The organism is Curtobacterium sp. MCBD17_019, from assembly GCF_003234555.1.
Classification (GTDB): domain Bacteria; phylum Actinomycetota; class Actinomycetes; order Actinomycetales; family Microbacteriaceae; genus Curtobacterium.
Window position 1 is genome coordinate 74,601 of the sequence record NZ_QKTT01000012.1, and the last position, 18,754, is coordinate 93,354.

General features: G+C 68.0%; 27 protein-coding genes. All 27 read right to left on the reverse strand.

Annotation, left to right across the window (positions count from 1 at the left end; translation table 11 throughout):
• Nucleotides 1-225: 225 nt before the first annotated feature.
• Nucleotides 226-1,059, reverse strand: a complete 834-nt coding sequence (gene map / locus DEI82_RS11990; protein WP_111009828.1) for a type I methionyl aminopeptidase — start codon at nucleotides 1,057-1,059, stop codon at nucleotides 226-228.
• 2 nt (nucleotides 1,060-1,061) lie between these two features.
• Complete coding sequence (locus tag DEI82_RS11995) at nucleotides 1,062-1,655, reverse strand: adenylate kinase (RefSeq protein ID WP_181435195.1); 594 nt, start codon at nucleotides 1,653-1,655, stop codon at nucleotides 1,062-1,064.
• Nucleotides 1,652-2,974, reverse strand: coding sequence for a preprotein translocase subunit SecY (gene secY / locus DEI82_RS12000; RefSeq protein ID WP_111012132.1), 1,323 nt, complete (start codon nucleotides 2,972-2,974; stop codon nucleotides 1,652-1,654). Before secY ends, DEI82_RS11995 begins: the two co-directional genes overlap by 4 nt.
• Before the next feature lie 100 nt (nucleotides 2,975-3,074).
• Complete coding sequence (rplO, locus tag DEI82_RS12005; protein ID WP_111009830.1) at nucleotides 3,075-3,566, reverse strand: 50S ribosomal protein L15; 492 nt, start codon at nucleotides 3,564-3,566, stop codon at nucleotides 3,075-3,077.
• Nucleotides 3,563-3,751, reverse strand: coding sequence for a 50S ribosomal protein L30 (gene rpmD / locus DEI82_RS12010; RefSeq protein WP_111009831.1), 189 nt, complete (start codon nucleotides 3,749-3,751; stop codon nucleotides 3,563-3,565). Before rpmD ends, rplO begins: the two co-directional genes overlap by 4 nt.
• Complete coding sequence (gene rpsE / locus DEI82_RS12015; protein WP_111036925.1) at nucleotides 3,751-4,464, reverse strand: 30S ribosomal protein S5; 714 nt, start codon at nucleotides 4,462-4,464, stop codon at nucleotides 3,751-3,753. Before rpsE ends, rpmD begins: the two co-directional genes overlap by 1 nt.
• Nucleotides 4,461-4,832 carry a 50S ribosomal protein L18 gene (gene rplR, locus DEI82_RS12020; protein ID WP_111012131.1) on the reverse strand — a complete coding sequence of 124 codons (372 nt, stop codon included), beginning with the start codon at nucleotides 4,830-4,832 and terminating at the stop codon, nucleotides 4,461-4,463. The genes rpsE and rplR overlap by 4 nt, the downstream gene beginning before the upstream one ends.
• Nucleotides 4,833-4,834: 2 nt before the next feature.
• On the reverse strand, nucleotides 4,835-5,371 hold the full coding sequence (gene rplF, locus DEI82_RS12025) for a 50S ribosomal protein L6 (RefSeq protein ID WP_111009834.1): 537 nt from the start codon (nucleotides 5,369-5,371) through the stop codon (nucleotides 4,835-4,837).
• Between the two features lie 6 nt (nucleotides 5,372-5,377).
• Nucleotides 5,378-5,776, reverse strand: coding sequence for a 30S ribosomal protein S8 (gene rpsH, locus DEI82_RS12030; RefSeq protein ID WP_111009835.1), 399 nt, complete (start codon nucleotides 5,774-5,776; stop codon nucleotides 5,378-5,380).
• A 152-nt stretch (nucleotides 5,777-5,928) separates the two neighbouring features.
• On the reverse strand, nucleotides 5,929-6,534 hold the full coding sequence (gene rplE / locus DEI82_RS12035) for a 50S ribosomal protein L5 (protein WP_111036927.1): 606 nt from the start codon (nucleotides 6,532-6,534) through the stop codon (nucleotides 5,929-5,931).
• Entirely contained in the window at nucleotides 6,534-6,893 is a 360-nt protein-coding gene (gene rplX / locus DEI82_RS12040; protein WP_111009837.1) for a 50S ribosomal protein L24, read from the reverse strand. Before rplX ends, rplE begins: the two co-directional genes overlap by 1 nt.
• A 2-nt stretch (nucleotides 6,894-6,895) precedes the next feature.
• Entirely contained in the window at nucleotides 6,896-7,264 is a 369-nt protein-coding gene (gene rplN, locus DEI82_RS12045; RefSeq protein WP_066517778.1) for a 50S ribosomal protein L14, read from the reverse strand.
• A 34-nt stretch (nucleotides 7,265-7,298) separates the two neighbouring features.
• Nucleotides 7,299-7,595, reverse strand: coding sequence for a 30S ribosomal protein S17 (rpsQ, locus tag DEI82_RS12050; RefSeq protein ID WP_111012128.1), 297 nt, complete (start codon nucleotides 7,593-7,595; stop codon nucleotides 7,299-7,301).
• Nucleotides 7,595-7,933 carry a 50S ribosomal protein L29 gene (gene rpmC / locus DEI82_RS16625; protein WP_111009839.1) on the reverse strand — a complete coding sequence of 113 codons (339 nt, stop codon included), beginning with the start codon at nucleotides 7,931-7,933 and terminating at the stop codon, nucleotides 7,595-7,597. Before rpmC ends, rpsQ begins: the two co-directional genes overlap by 1 nt.
• Nucleotides 7,933-8,352 carry a 50S ribosomal protein L16 gene (rplP, locus tag DEI82_RS12060; protein ID WP_111009840.1) on the reverse strand — a complete coding sequence of 140 codons (420 nt, stop codon included), beginning with the start codon at nucleotides 8,350-8,352 and terminating at the stop codon, nucleotides 7,933-7,935. The genes rpmC and rplP overlap by 1 nt, the downstream gene beginning before the upstream one ends.
• Before the next feature lie 2 nt (nucleotides 8,353-8,354).
• Nucleotides 8,355-9,155: a 30S ribosomal protein S3 gene (rpsC, locus tag DEI82_RS12065; protein WP_111009841.1), complete on the reverse strand. Its 801-nt coding sequence runs from the start codon at nucleotides 9,153-9,155 to the stop codon at nucleotides 8,355-8,357.
• Complete coding sequence (gene rplV, locus DEI82_RS12070) at nucleotides 9,155-9,547, reverse strand: 50S ribosomal protein L22 (protein ID WP_111009843.1); 393 nt, start codon at nucleotides 9,545-9,547, stop codon at nucleotides 9,155-9,157. The genes rpsC and rplV overlap by 1 nt, the downstream gene beginning before the upstream one ends.
• 26 nt (nucleotides 9,548-9,573) lie before the next feature.
• Nucleotides 9,574-9,855, reverse strand: a complete 282-nt coding sequence (gene rpsS, locus DEI82_RS12075) for a 30S ribosomal protein S19 (protein WP_111009845.1) — start codon at nucleotides 9,853-9,855, stop codon at nucleotides 9,574-9,576.
• 12 nt (nucleotides 9,856-9,867) lie between these two features.
• On the reverse strand, nucleotides 9,868-10,707 hold the full coding sequence (gene rplB, locus DEI82_RS12080; protein ID WP_111009847.1) for a 50S ribosomal protein L2: 840 nt from the start codon (nucleotides 10,705-10,707) through the stop codon (nucleotides 9,868-9,870).
• 19 nt (nucleotides 10,708-10,726) lie between these two features.
• Nucleotides 10,727-11,026: a 50S ribosomal protein L23 gene (gene rplW / locus DEI82_RS12085; protein ID WP_111009849.1), complete on the reverse strand. Its 300-nt coding sequence runs from the start codon at nucleotides 11,024-11,026 to the stop codon at nucleotides 10,727-10,729.
• A complete protein-coding gene (gene rplD / locus DEI82_RS12090; RefSeq protein ID WP_111012127.1) occupies nucleotides 11,023-11,682 on the reverse strand; it encodes a 50S ribosomal protein L4 in 660 nt (219 codons plus the stop codon). The genes rplW and rplD overlap by 4 nt, the downstream gene beginning before the upstream one ends.
• A gap of 2 nt (nucleotides 11,683-11,684) precedes the next feature.
• Nucleotides 11,685-12,338 carry a 50S ribosomal protein L3 gene (gene rplC, locus DEI82_RS12095; RefSeq protein WP_111009852.1) on the reverse strand — a complete coding sequence of 218 codons (654 nt, stop codon included), beginning with the start codon at nucleotides 12,336-12,338 and terminating at the stop codon, nucleotides 11,685-11,687.
• Nucleotides 12,339-12,351: 13 nt separating this feature from the next.
• Nucleotides 12,352-12,660: a 30S ribosomal protein S10 gene (rpsJ, locus tag DEI82_RS12100; protein ID WP_111009854.1), complete on the reverse strand. Its 309-nt coding sequence runs from the start codon at nucleotides 12,658-12,660 to the stop codon at nucleotides 12,352-12,354.
• Between the two features lie 525 nt (nucleotides 12,661-13,185).
• Nucleotides 13,186-13,998 (reverse strand): DarT ssDNA thymidine ADP-ribosyltransferase family protein, encoded by an 813-nt coding sequence (locus DEI82_RS12105; RefSeq protein ID WP_111036929.1) that lies wholly within the window; start codon nucleotides 13,996-13,998, stop codon nucleotides 13,186-13,188.
• Nucleotides 13,999-14,055: 57 nt separating this feature from the next.
• On the reverse strand, nucleotides 14,056-15,033 hold the full coding sequence (locus DEI82_RS12110; RefSeq protein ID WP_111009909.1) for a DNA topoisomerase IB: 978 nt from the start codon (nucleotides 15,031-15,033) through the stop codon (nucleotides 14,056-14,058).
• Between the two features lie 252 nt (nucleotides 15,034-15,285).
• Complete coding sequence (gene tuf / locus DEI82_RS12115; protein ID WP_111009858.1) at nucleotides 15,286-16,476, reverse strand: elongation factor Tu; 1,191 nt, start codon at nucleotides 16,474-16,476, stop codon at nucleotides 15,286-15,288.
• A gap of 137 nt (nucleotides 16,477-16,613) precedes the next feature.
• On the reverse strand, nucleotides 16,614-18,728 hold the full coding sequence (gene fusA, locus DEI82_RS12120; protein WP_111009860.1) for an elongation factor G: 2,115 nt from the start codon (nucleotides 18,726-18,728) through the stop codon (nucleotides 16,614-16,616).
• Nucleotides 18,729-18,754: the final 26 nt, after the last annotated feature.

Consider the following 18,754-nt stretch of genomic DNA (forward strand, 5'->3'; position numbering starts at 1 on the left):
GCAGCCCGCCCGCTCGCCCGGCTCGGGAGGCGTGACGTGCTCCCGCCTCGGATGAGACGAACCGGGGCGTCGAGTGACCTGTGACGTCGCGTCGCCCGCTGGTTCCTGCACTGCGGCTGGTTCATCCGCGCCGCTGGTTCCCGCACTGCGGCTGGTTCACCCGCGCCGCTGGTTCCCGCACTGCGGCTGGTTCACCCGCGCCGCTGGTTCACGCGCTGCGCTGGATCACGCGATGGGCTGCGGCTGCACCCCGAGCGGTGCCAGGGCGGCGGCACCGCCGTCCGCTGCGGTGAGCACCCAGATGCCGTTTTCGTGCACCGCCACGCTGTGCTCCCAGTGCGCGGCGTCCGAGCCGTCGAGCGTGCGGACGGTCCAGCCGTCCGCATCGGTGCTGCTGTCGATCGTGCCGGCGGTCACCATCGGCTCGATGGCCACCGCGAGCCCCGGACGGACCGCGGGACCCCCGCCCCGCACCCGGTAGTTGAACACCGGCGGATCTTCGTGCATGGAACGACCGATGCCGTGACCCGTGAAGTCCTCCACGATGCCCCAGGCGCCGGTCTCGTCGATCGCGTCCTCGATGCTCGCGCCGATCTCGTTGAGGTTCCGTGCCGTCGCGAGAGCCGCGATCCCCCGCCACATCGACCGCTCGGTGACGTCCGCGAGCATCGTCCGTGCCGCGGCCCGCTCCGGGTCTCCCCCGGGCACGACGACCGTCACGGCGCTGTCGCCGTTCCAGCCGTCAACCTCGGCGCCCGCGTCGATGGACACGATGTCGCCGGCTTCGATCACCCGTTCGCCGGGGATGCCGTGCACGATCTCGTCATTGACGGAGACGCACAGGGTGTGCTGGTAACCGGGGACCAGCTGGAAGTTCGGGACGCCACCGCCCTCGAGGATGACACGCTCCGCGATCGCGTCGAGTTCACCGGTGGTGATGCCGACGCGCAGCGCCGACCGGACGGCGTCCAGTGCCTGGGCGGTCAGGAGCCCCGGCCGGACCATCGCCCGGAGTTCCTCCGACGACTTGTAGAGCGACGGGCGGCGGAACCGCGCCACGGTCAGGCGACGGCGCGGCCGAGGCCGCGGGTCGCGAGCGCGTCGGCGATGCGGTCACCGACCTCGTCGACACCGCCGAGACCGTCGACGTCGATGACGAGCCCCCGCTGTGCGTACACCGCAACGATCGGCTCTGTCTGCTCGAGGTAGACGTCCTGCCGGTGCCGGATGGCGTCCTCGGTGTCGTCGCTGCGACCCTGCTCGAGCGCACGCCTGCGGAGCCGGTCGACCAAGGCGTCCCGGTCGGCGACGAGCTGCACCACCGCGTCCAGGGCCTGCCCCTGCTCGGCGAGGAACCCGTCGAGGAACTCCACCTGCGCCGTCGTCCGGGGGTAGCCATCGAGCAGGAACCCCGGCTCGGCGTCCGGCTGACGGAGCCGATCGGCGATGAGCTCGTTCGTGAGGCTGTCGGGCACGTAGTCGCCGGCGTCCAGGATCGCCTTGACCCTGATGCCCAGCGGCGTCTCGTCACGGACGTTCTGCCGGAAGATGTCGCCCGTCGAGATCGCCGGGATCCCGAAGGCCTCGGCGATCCGCCCTGCCTGGGTGCCCTTGCCAGCACCAGGCGGGCCCACGATGATCAGCCGCGCGCTCATCGGAGGAGTCCCTCGTAGTGGCGCTGCTGCAGCTGCGAGTCGATCTGCTTCACGGTCTCGAGGCCCACACCGACGATGATCAGCAGGCTGGCACCACCGAACGGGAAGTTCTGGTTGGCGCCGAACCAGGCGAGTGCGGCGAGCGGGATGAGCGCGATGATGCCGAGGTAGAGAGCGCCGGGGAGCGTGACCCGTGTGAGCACGTAGTCGAGGTACTCCGCCGTCGGACGTCCGGCACGGATGCCCGGGATGAACCCGCCGTACTTCTTCATGTTGTCGGCGACTTCTTCCGGGTTGAACGTGATCGCGACGTAGAAGTACGTGAACCCGACGATGAGGAGGAAGTAGAGGACCATGTAGAAGGCGTTGTCGCCCGAGGTCAGGTTGTTCTGGATCCAGGTGACCCACGCCGCGGGCTCGGTCCCGTCTGACTTCTGGTTGAACTGTGCGACCAGCGCCGGCAGGTAGAGCAGCGACGACGCGAAGATGACGGGCACGACACCGGCCATGTTCACCTTGATCGGGATGTACGTGTTGTTGCCACCGTAGGTGCGACGCCCGACCATGCGCTTGGCGTACTGCACCGGGATCCGGCGCTGCGACTGCTCGACGAACACGACCGCCATCATGATCACGAGTCCGACGAGGATCACGAAGAGGAAGAGCTCGAAGGACTGCGACTGCTCGATGGCCCAGAGCGCGGTCGGGAACTGGGCCGCGATGGACGTGAAGATGAGGAGCGACATACCGTTGCCGACGCCGCGCTCGGTGACGAGCTCGCCCATCCACATGATGAGTCCGGTGCCAGCCGTCAGCGTGACCACCATGAGGAGGATCGCGTACCAGCTGTCGTTCGAGATGATCGACGTGCAGGAGGTCGACGCCGAGGTGCCGAAGAGGGCACCCGAGCGCGCGACCGTGATGAGCGTCGTCGACTGCAGGACCCCGAGCGCGATCGTGAGGTACCGCGTGTACTGCGTCAGCTTGGCCTGACCCGCCTGGCCCTCCTTGTAGAGGGCGTCGAAGTGCGGGATCACGACGCGCAGCAGCTGCACGATGATCGACGACGTGATGTACGGCATGATGCCGAGCGCGAAGACCGAGAGCTTCAGCAGCGCGCCGCCGGAGAACAGGTTCACGAGCCCGTACAGGCTCCCCTGGGATGAAGCGCTCGCGAGGCACGACTGCACGCTGGCGTAGTCGACGAACGGCGCGGGGATGTAGGACCCCAGGCGGAACAGCGCGATGATCGCGAGGGTGAAGCCGATCTTCTTGCGAAGGTCGGGGGTGCGCAAGATCCGCGCGACCGCTCTGAACACGAGTTCTCCGTACTTCGTTCAGTGCGACCCGAGCATCTCGGATCGCGTCAAGCGATGCCGAACCGGCGGCCCGAGCTGTGCTCGGACCGCCGGTCAGGTACTACTTGGAGACGGTGCCGCCCGCCGCCACGATCTTCTCCTCGGCGGAGCCGGAGACCTTGTCGACCGTGATGTTGAGCGCCACGCTGATGTCGCCCTGGCCGAGGACCTTGACCTTCTCGTTCTTGCGAACCGCACCCTTGGCGACGAGGTCACTCACGGTGACGTCACCGCCCTGCGGGTAGAGCTCGCCGAGCTTGTCGAGGTTCACGACCTGGTACTCCACGCGGAACGGGTTCTTGAACCCGCGGAGCTTCGGGGTGCGCATGTGCAGCGGCATCTGCCCACCCTCGAACCCGGCCTTGACCGAGTAGCGGGCCTTCGTGCCCTTGGTGCCACGTCCGGCCGTCTTGCCCTTCGAGCCCTCACCGCGTCCGACGCGGGTCCGGTCCTTCTTCGAGCCAGCAGCGGGACGGAGGTGGTGGACCTTGAGGACCTGCACGCGGCCCTCGGTGTTGCCGGCCTGTCCGGCCTTGGGGGTTTCGTCGCTCATGCGTTGATCTCCTCGACCTTCACGAGGTGCGCGACCGTCGCGACGTACCCGCGGTTCTGGGCGTTGTCCTCACGCTCGACCGACTGGCCGATGCGCTTGAGGCCCAGGCTGCGCAGGGTCTCGCGCTGGTACTGCTTCTCGCTGATAACGGACTTGATCTGGGTGACCTTGATCTTGCCGGCCATCAGGCACCTGCCTTCTCGGTCGCAGCCGTGCGGGCCGCGGCCTCGGCACGCAGCAGACGACCCGGGACGACCCGGTCGACGTCGAGGCCACGGCGGCTGGCGACCGCACGGGGCTCCTCGAGCTGCTGCAGCGCCGTGACGGTGGCGTGCACGATGTTGATGGTGTTGGACGACCCGAGCGACTTGCTCAGGACGTCGTGGATGCCGGCGCACTCCAGGACGGCGCGCACCGGACCACCGGCGATGACGCCGGTACCGGCAGCGGCCGGGCGGAGGAGCACGACGCCAGCGCCGGCCTCACCCTGCACGGGGTGCGGGATCGTGTTGCCGACGCGCGGGACGCGGAAGAAGTTCTTCTTCGCCTCCTCGACGCCCTTGGAGATCGCGGTCGGGACCTCGCGGGCCTTGCCGTAGCCGACGCCGACGAGTCCGTTGCCGTCACCCACCACGACGAGCGCGGTGAAGCTGAAGCGACGACCGCCCTTGACGACCTTCGACACACGGTTGATCGTCACGACGCGCTCGAGGAACTGGCTCTCGGCGGCGCGGTTGTTGCGGTCGCCGCGACCACCCTGCTGGCGGTCACGACCCCCACCACGGCGTCCGCGCTCGGGGCCCGTGTTCTCGCGGTTCGCCGACGCGGAGCCGGCTGCGGTCTCGACCGGCTTCTCGACCGGTGCTTCCTGATTGGTGCTGCTCGCGGTGTCGCTCACAGGTTCAGCCCTCCTTCACGGGCGCCTTCGGCGATCGCGGCGACGCGACCGGCGTACTTGCTGCCACCGCGGTCGAACACGACCGCCTCGACACCCGCGGCCTTCGCGCGCTCGGCGACGAGCTCGCCGACGCGACGCGACTTCGCGGTCTTGTCGCCGTCCAGGCTGCGGAGGTCCGCCTCCATGGTCGACGCGCTGGCGACGGTGTGGCCCTTGGTGTCGTCGATGACCTGCACGAACACGTGACGCGACGAGCGGGTGACGACCAGACGCGGACGCGTCTCGGTGCCGGTGATCTTCTTGCGGAGGCGGGTGTGACGGCGCGCCTTGGCGGCCGACTTGCTCGCTCCTCGAGTTCCGAGAGCCATGATCACTTACCTGACTTTCCGGCCTTGCGGCGGACGACCTCGCCGGCGTAGCGAACGCCCTTGCCCTTGTACGGCTCGGGCTTGCGAAGCTTGCGGATGTTTGCGGCGACCTCACCGACGGCCTGCTTGTCGATGCCGTTCACGGTGAGTCGGTTGTTGCCCTCGACGGTGAAGCTGATGCCCGCGGGCGGCTCGACCGTGATGGGGTGCGAGTAGCCGAGTGCGAACTCGACGCTCGTGCCGCGTGCCTGGACGCGGTAGCCGGTCCCGACGACCTCGAGGCCCTTGGAGTAGCCCTGGGTCACGCCGGTGATCTGGTTGGCGATCAGCGTCCGGGTCAGGCCGTGCAGCGAGCGCGAGGTGCGCTCGTCGTCCGGACGGGTGACGAGGATCTGGTTGTCCTCGATCGCGACCGCGATGGGGCTGGCGACGGTGAGCGCGAGCTCACCCTTCGGCCCCTTGACGGCGACGTTCGCGCCGTCGACCGTCACGGTGACGCCGGCGGGGATGTCGATGGGAAGACGTCCGATACGAGACATGGTCGATCACCACACGTAGGCGAGGACTTCCCCACCCACGCCCTTCTGCTCGGCCTCGCGGTCCGTGAGGAGACCCGAGGAAGTCGACAGGATCGCCACGCCGAGGCCACCGAGGACCTGGGGGATCTCCGTCGACTTGGCGTAGACCCGGAGACCGGGCTTGGAGACGCGCTTGATGCCGGCGATGGAGCGCTCGCGCTCGGGGCCGTACTTGAGGTCGATGGTGAGGGTCTGCCCCACGCGGGCATCCTCCACACGCCACTCGCTGATGTAACCCTCGCGCTTGAGGATCTCGGCGATGTGGGTCTTCAGCTTCGAGCTGGGCAGCGAGACGGCGTCGTGGTGCGCCGAGTTCGCGTTGCGCAATCTCGTCAGCATGTCTGCGACCGGATCGGTCATCGTCATGGTTGGTTCATCCTGTTCTCACCCGGTTTCGACACCCGTTCCACGGATGCCGACCTGTGTGATCGGGCGACGTCAGGGCGATTCCCCGACGTCTCGGTGCTCGTGCGGCGGGCCGGAGGGAGCGCCCCTCCGGCCCGGCCGTCCGAACGATCTTAGACCGTCTGCTCGCTGGAACGGAACGGGAAACCGAGCTGGCGGAGCAGCGCGCGGCCCTCGTCGTCCGTCTTGGCCGTGGTGACGACGGTGATGTCGAAGCCACGGACGCGGTCGATGCGGTCCTGGTCGATCTCGTGGAACACGCTCTGCTCCGTGAGACCGAAGGTGTAGTTGCCGTTGCCGTCGAACTGGCGGTCGCTCAGACCGCGGAAGTCGCGGATGCGGGGCAGTGCCAGCGACAGCAGGCGGTCGAGGAACTCCCACGCGCGGTCACCGCGGAGGGTGACGTGCGCGCCGATGGGCTGGCCCTCGCGCAGCTTGAACTGCGCGATGGACTTGCGGGCCTTCGTGACCTGCGGCTTCTGGCCGGTGATGGCCGTGAGGTCGCGCACCGCACCGTCGATGACCTTCGAGTCACGAGCGGCCTCGCCGACACCGGTGTTCACGACGACCTTGACCAGGCCGGGGACCTGGTGGACGTTCGTGTAGCCGAACTGCTCGGTGAGCGCCGCGGCGATCTCGTTCTTGTACTTCTGCTTCAGCCGCGGCTGGACCTTCTCGCTGGACGCGGCCTCGGCCGGCGCCGTAGTGGTGTCGCTCATCAGAGGTCCTCCCCCGACTTCTTGGCGTAACGGACGCGGACGGTCTTGGTGACGCCGTCCTTCTCGACCGTCTCGGTGCGGTGACCGACACGGGTCGGCTTCTTGGTCTTCGGGTCGACCACGGCCACGTTGGACACGTGGATCGGGGCCTCGTGGGTCTCGATGCCACCGGTCTTCGAGCCGCGCTGGGTCTGACCGACGCGGACGTGCTTCTTGACGAAGTTCACGCCCTCGACGACGACACGCTGCTCGTCGGGGAGCACCTCGATGACCTTGCCCTGCTTGCCGCGGTCGCCACCGCGCGCCTGCGACGGGCCCGAGATCACCTGGACCAGGTCGCCCTTCTTGATGTTCGCCATGACTAGATGACCTCCGGTGCCAGCGAGATGATCTTCATGAACTTCTTGTCGCGGAGCTCGCGACCGACCGGCCCGAAGATGCGGGTGCCCCGGGGGTCGCCGTCCGCCTTGAGGATCACCGCGGCGTTCTCGTCGAACTTGATGTAGGAGCCGTCCTGACGACGGGTCTCCTTCTTGGTGCGAACGATGACGGCCTTGACGACGTCACCCTTCTTGACGTTGCCGCCCGGGATCGCGTCCTTCACGGTCGCGACGATCACGTCACCGAGGCCGGCATAGCGACGACCCGAGCCACCGAGCACGCGGATGGCCAAGATCTCCTTGGCTCCGGTGTTGTCGGCGACCTTCAGGCGGGATTCCTGCTGAATCACTGCTGTCTCCTATTCCGCAAGTAGGCCCGGGGGCTTACTTGGCCTTCTCGAGGATCTCGACCAGGCGCCAGCGCTTGGTGGCGCTGAGGGGACGGGTCTCGCTGATGAGGACCAGGTCGCCGATGCCGGCGGTGCCCTGCTCGTCGTGGGCCTTCACCTTGGAGGTGCGACGGATGACCTTGCCGTAGAGGGGGTGCTTCACGCGGTCCTCGACCTCGACGACGATCGTCTTGTCCATCTTGTCGCTCGTGACGTAGCCACGACGCGTCTTGCGGTAGCCGCGCGCGGTGGTCGCGGCGTCGACCTCGGTGGCCTGCTTCTCGGTGGCCATCACTTCTCCTCGGTGCTGGTCGATGCAGCGGTGTCGGTCGTCGTGGCCTCGGCCGCGTCGGCCTTCTTGCGGGACGACTTCTTGGTCGTGGTGGTGCTCGCCTCGACCGGGGTCGGGGTGGCACGGATGCCGAGCTCGCGCTCGCGCAGCACCGTGTAGATGCGGGCGATGTCGCGCTTGACGGCACGGAGGCGGCCGTGGCTCTCGAGCTGGCCGGTGGCCGACTGGAAGCGCAGGTTGAACAGCTCTTCCTTGGCCTTCTTCAGCTCGTCAGCGAGACGCTCGTCCTCGAAGGTGTCGAGCTCCGACGGACGGAGCTCCTTGGAACCGATCGCCATTATGCGTCGCCCTCCTCGCGCTTGATGATGCGTGCCTTGAGGGGCAGCTTGTGGATTGCACGGGTCATCGCCTCGCGGGCGATGTCCTCGCTCACGCCGGAGAGCTCGAAGAGCACGCGTCCCGGCTTGACGTTCGCGACCCACCACTCGGGCGAACCCTTACCGGAACCCATGCGGGTCTCGGCGGGCTTCTTCGTGAGCGGACGGTCCGGGTAGATGTTGATCCACACCTTGCCGCCACGCTTGATGTGACGCGTCATGGCGATACGAGCGGACTCGATCTGGCGGTTCGTCACGTAGGCGGGGGTCAGGGCCTGGATACCGAAGTCACCGAACGACACCTTGGTGCCGCCGGTCGCCTGGCCGCGACGCGTGGGGTGGTGCTGCTTGCGGTGCTTGACTCGACGGGGGATAAGCATGGTTACGCCTCAACTCCTGCGCCGGCCGGCGCCTCCTGCGGAGCCTGCTGCTCGCGACGGTCGCCGCGGGGGGCGCCGTCACGGCCGCCACGACCGCCACGGCCGCCGTCACGACGCTCGGGGCGCGACGAACGCTGGTTCGCCTGCTCGCGAGCGAGCTCCTTGTTGGTGATGTCGCCCTTGTAGATCCAGACCTTCACACCGATCCGACCGAAGGTCGTGCGGGCCTCGTAGAAGCCGTAGTCGATGTTGGCGCGGAGCGTGTGCAGGGGCACGCGGCCCTCGCGGTAGAACTCCGAACGACTCATCTCGGCGCCGCCGAGACGACCCGACACCTGGATCCGGACGCCCTTGGCGCCAGCGCGCTGGGCGCCCTGGAGGCCCTTGCGCATGGCGCGACGGAAGGCGACACGAGCGCTGAGCTGCTCCGCGATGCCCTGGGCGACGAGCTGCGCCTCGGTCTCGGGGTTCTTGACCTCGAGGATGTTCAGCTGGATCTGCTTGCCCGTGAGCTTCTCGAGGTCGCCGCGGATGCGCTCGGCCTCGGCGCCACGGCGGCCGATGACGATGCCAGGACGTGCCGTGTGGATGTCCACGCGGACGCGGTCACGGGTGCGCTCGAGCTCGATGCGGGCGACGCCGGCGCGGTCGAGGGACTTCGTCAGCATCTGACGGATGCGGACGTCCTCGGCGACGTAGTCGCTGTACCGCTGGCCCTTCTTGGTGCTGTCCGAGAACCAGTGCGACACGTGGTCCGTCGTGATCCCGAGACGGAAGCCGTACGGGTTGACCTTCTGGCCCATTACTTGCTCGCCTTCTTGCTGGTAGCGGCCGCCTCGACCTCGTCCGGCGTCGCGAGGACGACCGTGATGTGGCTGGTGCGCTTGTTGATGCGGAAGGCTCGCCCCTGGGCACGCGGCTGGAACCGCTTCAGGGTCGTGCCCTCGTCGACGAAGACGCGGCTCACGTAGAGGTCGCGCTCGTCGAGGAAGCTGTTCGTCTGGTCCGCCTTGACCCGGGCGTTCGCGATCGCCGAGGCGACCAGCTTGTAGACCGGCTCGGAAGCGCCCTGCGGGGCGAACTTCAGGATGGCGAGGGCTTCGTGGGCCTGCTTGCCGCGGATCAGCTCGATGACGCGACGGGCCTTCTGAGGCGTGACGCGGATGTGTCGCACGCGTGCGATCGACTCCACCATTTCGTTCCTCCTTCAGCGTCCCCGCGTTAGCGGCGACGGCCCTTCTTGTCGTCCTTCACGTGACCACGGAAGGTGCGGGTCGGCGCGAACTCGCCGAGCTTGTGACCGACCATCGACTCGGTGACGAACACCGGGATGTGCTTGCGGCCGTCGTGCACGGCGATCGTGTGCCCGAGCATGTTCGGAACGATCATCGAGCGACGCGACCACGTGCGGATCACGTTCTTCGTGTTGGCCTCGTTCTGGACGACCACCTTGCGAAGCAGGTGCTCGTCGACGAAGGGGCCCTTCTTCAGACTGCGTGGCATCTTCTACAACTCCTACTTGCGCTTCTTACCGGCGGTGCGGCGACGGACGATGAGCTGGTCGCTCGGCTTGTTCGGCTTGCGCGTCCGGCCCTCCGGCTGGCCCCACGGGCTGACCGGGTGGCGACCACCGGAGGTCTTGCCCTCACCACCACCGTGCGGGTGGTCGATCGGGTTCATCGCGACACCACGCACGGTCGGGCGGACGCCCTTCCAGCGCATGCGGCCGGCCTTGCCCCAGTTGATGTTCGACTGCTCGGCGTTGCCGACCTCGCCGATCGTCGCGCGGCAGCGCGCGTCGACGTTGCGGACCTCGCCCGACGGCAGGCGGAGCTGCGCGTAGGGGCCGTCCTTCGCCACGAGGCGCACCGAGGCACCCGCGGAACGGGCGAGCTTGGCGCCACCACCCGGACGGAGCTCGATCGCGTGCACGACCGTACCGACGGGGATGTTGCGGAGCGGCAGGTTGTTGCCCGGCTTGATGTCGGCGCCGGCACCCGACTCGACGACGTCGCCCTGCTTCAGGCGGTTCGGCGCGAGGATGTAGCGCTTGGTGCCGTCCACGAAGTGCAGCAGCGCGATGCGCGCGGTGCGGTTCGGGTCGTACTCGATGTGCGCGACCTTGGCGTCGACGCCGTCCTTGTCGTTCCGACGGAAGTCGATGACCCGGTACTGGCGCTTGTGGCCACCACCGATGTGACGCGTCGTGATCCGGCCGGAGCTGTTGCGGCCACCGGTCTTCGGGAGCGGACGCAGGAGCGACTTCTCCGGGGTCGAACGCGTGATCTCGGCGAAGTCGGCGACGGAGGAGCCGCGACGACCCGGGGTCGTGGGCTTGTAGTTACGAATAGCCATGATGTATCCCTTCCGGTCCTCAGCCGACAGCCGTGAAGATGTCGATCGATCCGGACTTGAGCGTGACGATGGCGCGCTTGGTGTCCTTGCGCTTGCCGATGCCGAACCGCGTACGACGGGTCTTCCCCGGACGGTTCAGGGTGTTGATGCCCGCGACCTTGACGTCGAAGATCTTCTCGATGGCGAGCTTGATCTCGGTCTTGTTCGCGCGCGGGTCCACGAGGAACGTGTACTTGCCCTGGTCGATGAGGCCGTAGCTCTTCTCCGACACGACCGGCGCGATGATGATGTCGCGCGGGTCCTTGTTGAAGCCGCTCATGCGTTGTTCTCCTTCGCGGTCTTCGACGCGACGAAGGCGTCGAGGGCGCTCTTGCTGAAGACCACGTCGTCGCTCACGAGGACGTCGTAGGCGTTCAGCTGGCCGTACGTGAGCGCGTGGACGTTGGGCAGGTTCCGGACGCTCTTGAGCGCGACCTCGTCCGTCGACTCGAGCACGACGAGGACGTGCTTCGACGGGGCGATCTTCTCGAGGAGCGTGCGGACGCTCTTGGTCGAGGGGACCTCGGCGTCGAGGAAGGCCTCGACCGCGTGGATCCGCCCACCGCGAGCGCGGTCCGAGAGCGAACCGAGCAGCGCCTTGGCGATCATCTTCTTGGGGGTGCGCTGCGCGTAGTCGCGCGGCACGGGTCCGTGGACGATGCCACCGCCGGTCATCTGCGGGGCGCGGATCGAGCCCTGACGCGCGCGGCCGGTGCCCTTCTGCTTGAAGGGCTTGCGGCCGGCACCGGAGACCTCGCCGCGGCGCTTGGTCTTGTGGGTGCCCTGACGCGCGGCGGCGAGCTGCGCGACGACGACCTGGTGGATCAGCGGGACGTTGGTCTCGACGTCGAAGATCTCGGCGGGGAGCTCGACCGTGCCGGCCTGGGCGCCCGACGCGTCGAGCACGTCGATCGTGGTTGCAGTCGTGGTGGCCATGCTCACTTACCCTTCACGGCGGTGCGGACGAAGACGATGCGACCGCGAGCACCGGGGACCGCGCCCTTGACGAGCAGCAGGTTCTTCTCGGCGTCCACGGCGTGCACCGTGAGGTTGAGGACGGTGACGCGCTCCCCACCCATGCGACCGGCCATGCGCATGCCCTTGAAGACGCGCGACGGGGTCGACGAAGCACCGATCGAACCGGGCTTGCGGTGGTTGCGGTGCGCACCGTGCGAGGCGGAGACACCCTTGAAGTTGTGGCGCTTCATGACACCGGCGAAGCCCTTGCCCTTGCTGGTGCCGACGACGTCGACCTTCTGGCCGGCCTCGAACATGTCGACGGCGAGCTCCTGGCCGAGCGCGTACTCGCCGGCGTCAGCGGTGCGGATCTCGGTGAGGTGGCGGCGCGGCGTGACACCGGCGGCCTCGAAGTGCCCGGCGGAGGGCTTGTTGACCTTGCGGGGGTCGATCGCGCCGGCGGCGATCTGGACGGCCTGGTAGCCGTCCTTCTCGGCGGTGCGGATCTGGGTCACGACGTTCGGGGTGATCTCGACGACGGTGACGGGGATGAGCTTGTTGTTCTCGTCCCACACCTGGGTCATGCCGAGCTTCTTGCCGAGCAGGCCCTTGACGGTCTTGGTTGCGATGGCCATCGTTGTCGCCCCCTTACAGCTTGATCTCGATGTTGACGTCGGCGGGCAGGTCGAGACGCATGAGCGAGTCGACGGCCTTCGGCGTCGGGTCGATGATGTCGATGACCCGCTTGTGCGTGCGCTTCTCGAAGTGCTCGCGCGAGTCCTTGTACTTGTGGGGAGAACGGATCACGACGACCACGTTCTTCTCGGTGGGGAGCGGCACCGGGCCGACCACGGTCGCACCGGCACGGGTCACCGTGTCGACGATCTTCCGGGCCGACGTGTCGATGACCTCGTGGTCGTACGACTTGAGCCGGATGCGGATCTTCTGTCCCGCCATGTCTCTCTCGTTCCTCTCTGCGCCGCGCACCGCGTGGGCCGCCTGACGCCGCCTGCCTCGTCGGGCAGGCTGTTTGCCTAGATCACCGGCACGTCACCGTCGGGATCACTCCCGCCGGCCATGACCGCTGTTCTCCTGTCAACTGCCCTCCCGGGCCGATCGAGAACCCACTCCGCAGGAGGGGGATTTCGACCGTTCCGGTCGGACCCGTATCGCCTCCGCGGAGCACACGGGTGTCCCCGTGCGTTCCAGGTGTGGAGTCGATGTGGTGTTCTTGCTGCCTGCGGCCCAGGCGCAGCCACCCGGAGGGCGGGGCCTGTGCACTGCCTGGGCAGTGACCCGGCGGACACGTGTGTCCGCGGAATTTGGAACCGGACAAGTCTCGCATGTCCTCCGCACTCGTGCAACCCGGGCGTGTCGCGTGCGATCCACGCCGTTGCGGGGCTCGAGGAGCGGCGGACGGGCGGTCCGGGGCGACCTGGTGACGGGCCTCCCGTCGGGAGTCCGGCGACCGCCCGCCGGACGTCAGACGGTCGGACGGAACCAGGGCGGGAACACCGCGACGCGCGGGGCGTGACCGCCGGCCTCCGCCAGGACCGAGCGGACGTCGTCGCGGACGCGGTCGTTCGGCACGCCGACGACCGCGACGGCCGAGAACGGCACACGCGGACCCGCCAGCAGCTCGACGCGCTGCAACTCGGGGTCCTGGAGCGAAGCGCGTCGGAGCAGGGTGCCCGCGGCCTCCGGGCCGACGGCCGAGCGCGCCGCGGGGTCCTCCGCGTCGAGATCCGTCACGATGACCGACGCCCCGAACGCGACGGTCGGCACGACCAGCATGACGTAGTCGACCGGACGACTGCGACGTGCCGCGTCGGACCACCGGTCGTCCTCGGCGCCGGTGCGCAGCGACTGCCAGGTCAGGGCCTCCGGGGTGAGCACGAAGGGGACGTGGTCCGCGACGGACCCGCCGTCCGGGGTGGCCGCGGCCGCTCGGGCCGCGCGGACCTCCGCCGCGCTGACGTCGAACTCGGGGACCACCGACGACGCGGCCAGCAGCGCACCCTCGGCGACGATGGCCGCGAGGTTGTCGCGATGGGTCCAGTGGTGCGCGCGCATCGACGCGAACGGGCGGACCTGGGGCTCCACCGCCACCGGGACCGCGGTCCGGGTCGCACTCCGGGAGGCCCGGGGCGCGTCCGACGGACCGTCCGACCGGAGCGAGACCGGACGGGCACGCCGCGGAGCGCGGGTCGGTGCGACGACCGGTTCCGCCCGCTGCCGTGGGGTGCAGATGTCACAGAGCTCGACGGGGAAACCGTGGATGCACTCGTCGGTCACGCTGGCCTCTCCGTGCCGACGCCCGAACGGTCGGCACGTGCATCAACGGTACGTCATTCAGTCGCGGTAGAGCAGCGCGCGGACCTCGGACTCCGCAGAGGCCAACCGGGCAGGATCGATCGTCTCGCCGTGGTTGTACGCGTCGATCACGCGCGGGTCGATGTAGCTCTGCCGCGCCACGGTCGGGGTGTTGCCGAGCACGTCGGACGCGGCCTTCACCGCATGCGAGATCGCCTTCTTGCGCTTGGCGTCGGACGACTGGGGGCCCGTCTTCGCCAGGTCCACGGCCGCGGCGACCGTACCGTGCAGCGTCCGGAAGTCCTTCGCCGTGAAGTCGTCGCCGGCGCGCTCCTTGACGTACTCATTGATGAGCTCGGCCGACAGCGGACGCCACTCGGCACCGGGCTCGTCGCGGAACGAGAGCAGTCGCGCGTTCCCGCCCCGACGCTTCATGCCCACGAGCACCCGCGCGAGGTCGTGGTCGTGGATGGTGGACGACCACTCCTGCCCGCTCTTGCCCGGGAACCCGAGCTCGATGTCGTCGCCCGAGATGTGCGCGTGGGAACACAGCAGCGTCGACAGGCCGTGGCTCCCGTGCTCGAGCGCATACCGCTCCGAGCCGACCCGGAGCGACCCCTGGTCGAGCATCCGGAAGGCCGCGGCCTGCGCACGTCGGAGGTCCGGGTCCGGTCGGCGGAGGTCCATGGTCACCATCCGTCGAGCGGACGGGAGCGACTCGGCGAGGGCGAGCGCCCGGTCGTACTTGATCTTGTCCATCCGCTCGCGCCAACCCGGGTGGTACATGTACTGGCGCCGACCGGCGCCGTCGATGCCCGTCGCGAGGATGTGTCCGTTCTCGTACGGCGAGATCCACACGTCGTTCCACGCGGGCGGGATCACCAGCTCGTCGAACCGGTGGCGGAGGTCGGCGTCGTGGACGGTACCGCCGTCGGGATCGCGGTAGGAGAACCCCTTACCGGATCGGACCCGGTGGAATCCGCGTCCCGTCGTCCTCGAACGGCGCAGACGTGTCATGCGACCAGTCAACACCGGCATCCCCGCCGATGACCCACCGAGGTGCCCACGGTCCTCCCGGCTCGCGGTGGGCTCGCGCACGTCGCGCCCTGCCTCGTCCCGCCCCGTCATGCCCAGGGACGCCCCGTCATGCCCAGGGACGCCAGGTCCCGCCCGGGGACGCCACGTCCCGTCCGGGGACGCCACGTCCCGTCCGGGAACGACGAAAGGGGCCGGACCCGAAGGTCCGACCCCTTGTCGCAGCAACCGGAGTTACTTGATGATCTTCTCGACCGTACCGGCGCCGACCGTACGACCACCCTCACGGATGGCGAAGCGGAGGCCCTCCTCCATGGCGATCGGCTGGATCAGCTCGACCGTGATGGAGGTGGTGTCGCCGGGCATGACCATCTCGGTGCCCTCGGGCAGCGTGATGACGCCGGTGACGTCCGTGGTGCGGAAGTAGAACTGCGGGCGGTAGTTCCCGTAGAACGGGTTGTGACGACCACCCTCGTCCTTCGACAGGATGTAGACGTTCGCGGAGAACTCGGTGTGCGGCGTGACCGAACCCGGCTTCACGACGACCTGGCCGCGCTCGACGTCCTCGCGCTTGGTGCCGCGGAGGAGCAGACCCGTGTTGTCACCGGCCTCGGCGGAGTCGAGCAGCTTGCGGAACATCTCGATGCCCGTGACGGTGGTCTTCTGCGTCGCGCGGATGCCGACGATCTCGACCTCCTCGTTCACCTTGAGGGTGCCACGCTCGACACGACCGGTGACGACGGTGCCACGACCGGTGATCGTGAAGACGTCCTCGATCGGCATCAGGAACGGCTGGTCGGTGGCGCGCACCGGGTCCGGCACGTTCTCGTCGACGGCGTCCATGAGGTCGGCGACCGTCGCGGCCCACTTCTCGTCACCCTCGAGCGCCTGGAGCGCCGAGACGCGGACGATCGGGGCGTTGTCGCCGTCGAACTCCTGGCTCGAGAGGAGCTCGCGGACCTCGAGCTCGACGAGCTCCAGGATCTCCTCGTCGTCCACCATGTCGGCCTTGTTGAGGGCCACGACGATGTAGGGGACACCGACCTGACGGGCGAGCAGCACGTGCTCACGCGTCTGCGGCATCGGGCCGTCGGTGGCGGCGACCACGAGGATCGCGCCGTCCATCTGCGCCGCACCCGTGATCATGTTCTTCACGTAGTCCGCGTGGCCCGGGGCGTCGACGTGCGCGTAGTGGCGCTTCTCGGTCTGGTACTCGACGTGCGAGATGTTGATCGTGATACCGCGCTGCTTCTCCTCAGGCGCGTTGTCGATCTGGTCGAACGCCGAGGCCGTGTTCAGCTCCGGGTACTTGTCGTGCAGGACCTTGGTGATCGCCGCGGTGAGCGTCGTCTTGCCGTGGTCGACGTGCCCGATGGTTCCGATGTTGACGTGCGGCTTGGTCCGCTCGAACTTGGCCTTAGCCACTGTGGGTCCTCCTCAGGACTCGGATGCAGGACCCCCGGTTCACGTCCGGCGGCGCTGCGTGTTGGTGTGGAACTACTGTACTTGGTGGCGAGGGGGCCGCTGCCGACCCCCTCGCCTGGGGAGTCACGCCGAGGGCGTCACTCCCCCTTGCTCTTCTGCACGATCTCGTCCGCCACGGCCCTGGGGACCTCGGCGTAGGAGTCGAACACCATCGAGTAGACGGCGCGGCCCGACGTCTTCGACCGGAGGTCGCCGACGTAGCCGAACATCTCGGACAGCGGCACGCTCGCGCGGACCACCTTGACGCCCGAGGCGTCCTCCATCGACGAGATCTGCCCACGACGGGAGTTCAGGTCGCCGATGACGTCGCCCATGTACTCCTCGGGGGTGCGGACCTCGACGGCCATGAGCGGCTCGAGCAGGACGGGGTTCGCCTTGCGCGCAGCCTCCTTGTAGGCCATCGAACCGGCGATCTTGAACGCCATCTCGGACGAGTCGACGTCGTGCGCCGCACCGTCGAGGAGGGTCGCCTTGACGCCGACCGTCGGGAAGCCCGCGAGGATGCCGACCTGCATGGCGTCCTGGATGCCGGCGTCGACCGAGGGGATGTACTCGCGCGGAACGCGGCCACCCGTGACCTTGTTCTCGAACTCGTAGACCTTCTCGGCCGTGACCTCCATCGGCTCGAGCGCGATCTGCACCTTCGCGAACTGGCCGGAACCACCGGTCTGCTTCTTGTGGGTGTAGTCGTACCGCTCGACCGGCTTGCGCAAGGTCTCGCGGTACGCGACCTGCGGCTTGCCGACGTTCGCCTCGACCTTGAACTCGCGCTTCATGCGGTCGACGAGGATGTCGAGGTGGAGCTCGCCCATGCCCTTGATGACCGTCTGACCGGTCTCCGCGTTGAGCTCGACCCGGAACGTCGGGTCCTCCTCCGCCAGCTTCTGGATGGCGGTGGAGAGCTTCTCCTGGTCCTGCTTGGTCTTCGGCTCGATCGCGACCTCGATGACCGGCTCCGGGAACGTCATCGACTCGAGGACGATCTGGTTGTCCGGGTCGCACAGGGTGTCACCGGTCGTCGTGTCCTTGAGGCCGATCACCGCGTAGATGTGGCCCGCGGTCACGCTGTCGACCGGGTTCTCCTTGTTGGAGTGCATCTGGAAGATCTTGCCGATGCGCTCCTTCTTGCCCTTGGTCGAGTTGATGACCTGCGACCCGGACTCGATGGAGCCCGAGTACACGCGGACGTAAGTGAGGCGACCGAAGAACGGGTGCACCGCGACCTTGAACGCGAGGGCGGAGAAGGGCTCGGTCGAGTCGGCGTGACGGGTGAGGATGGTCTCCTCGTTCTTCACGTCGTGGCCCTCGACCGCCGGGACGTCGAGCGGGCTCGGCAGGTAGTCGATGACCGCGTCGAGCATCGGCTGCACACCGCGGTTCTTGAACGCCGAACCACAGAGGACCGGGTAGACCTCGCTGTTGACCGTGAGCTTGCGGATGGCGCCCTTGATCTCGTCGACGGAGAGGTCCTCGCCACCGAAGTACTTCTCGAGCAGGGCGTCGTCGGTCTCGGCGACGCGCTCGATCAGCTTCGCGCGGTACTCGTCGGCCTTGTCCTTGAGGTCGGCCGGGATCTCCTCGATCTCGTAGTGCGCGCCCATCTGGACGTCACCCTTGGCGTCACCGCGCCAGGTGAGCGCCCGCATCTCAACGAGGTCCACGACACCCTCGAAGGTGCTCTCGGCACCGATCGGGAGCTGGATCACGAGCGGCTCCGCGCCGAGGCGGTTGATGATCGTGTCCACCGTGAAGTAGAAGTCCGCGCCGAGCTTGTCCATCTTGTTGACGAAGCAGATGCGGGGCACGTCGTACTTGTCGGCCTGACGCCAGACGGTCTCCGACTGGGGCTCGACGCCCTCCTTGCCATCGAACACGGCGACGGCGCCGTCGAGGACGCGGAGCGAACGCTCCACCTCGACGGTGAAGTCGACGTGACCAGGCGTGTCGATGATGTTGATCTGGTTCTTGTTCCAGAAGCACGTCGTCGCGGCCGACGTGATCGTGATGCCGCGCTCCTGCTCCTGCGCCATCCAGTCCATCGTGGCGGCCCCGTCGTGGACCTCCCCGATCTTGTGGGTGATGCCCGTGTAGAACAGGATGCGCTCGGTGGTGGTGGTCTTGCCGGCATCGATGTGCGCCATGATGCCGATGTTGCGGACCTTGTTCAGGTCGGTGAGCACGTCCTGTGCCACAGGGTTCCTCCGAGTAGTTGTGGGAG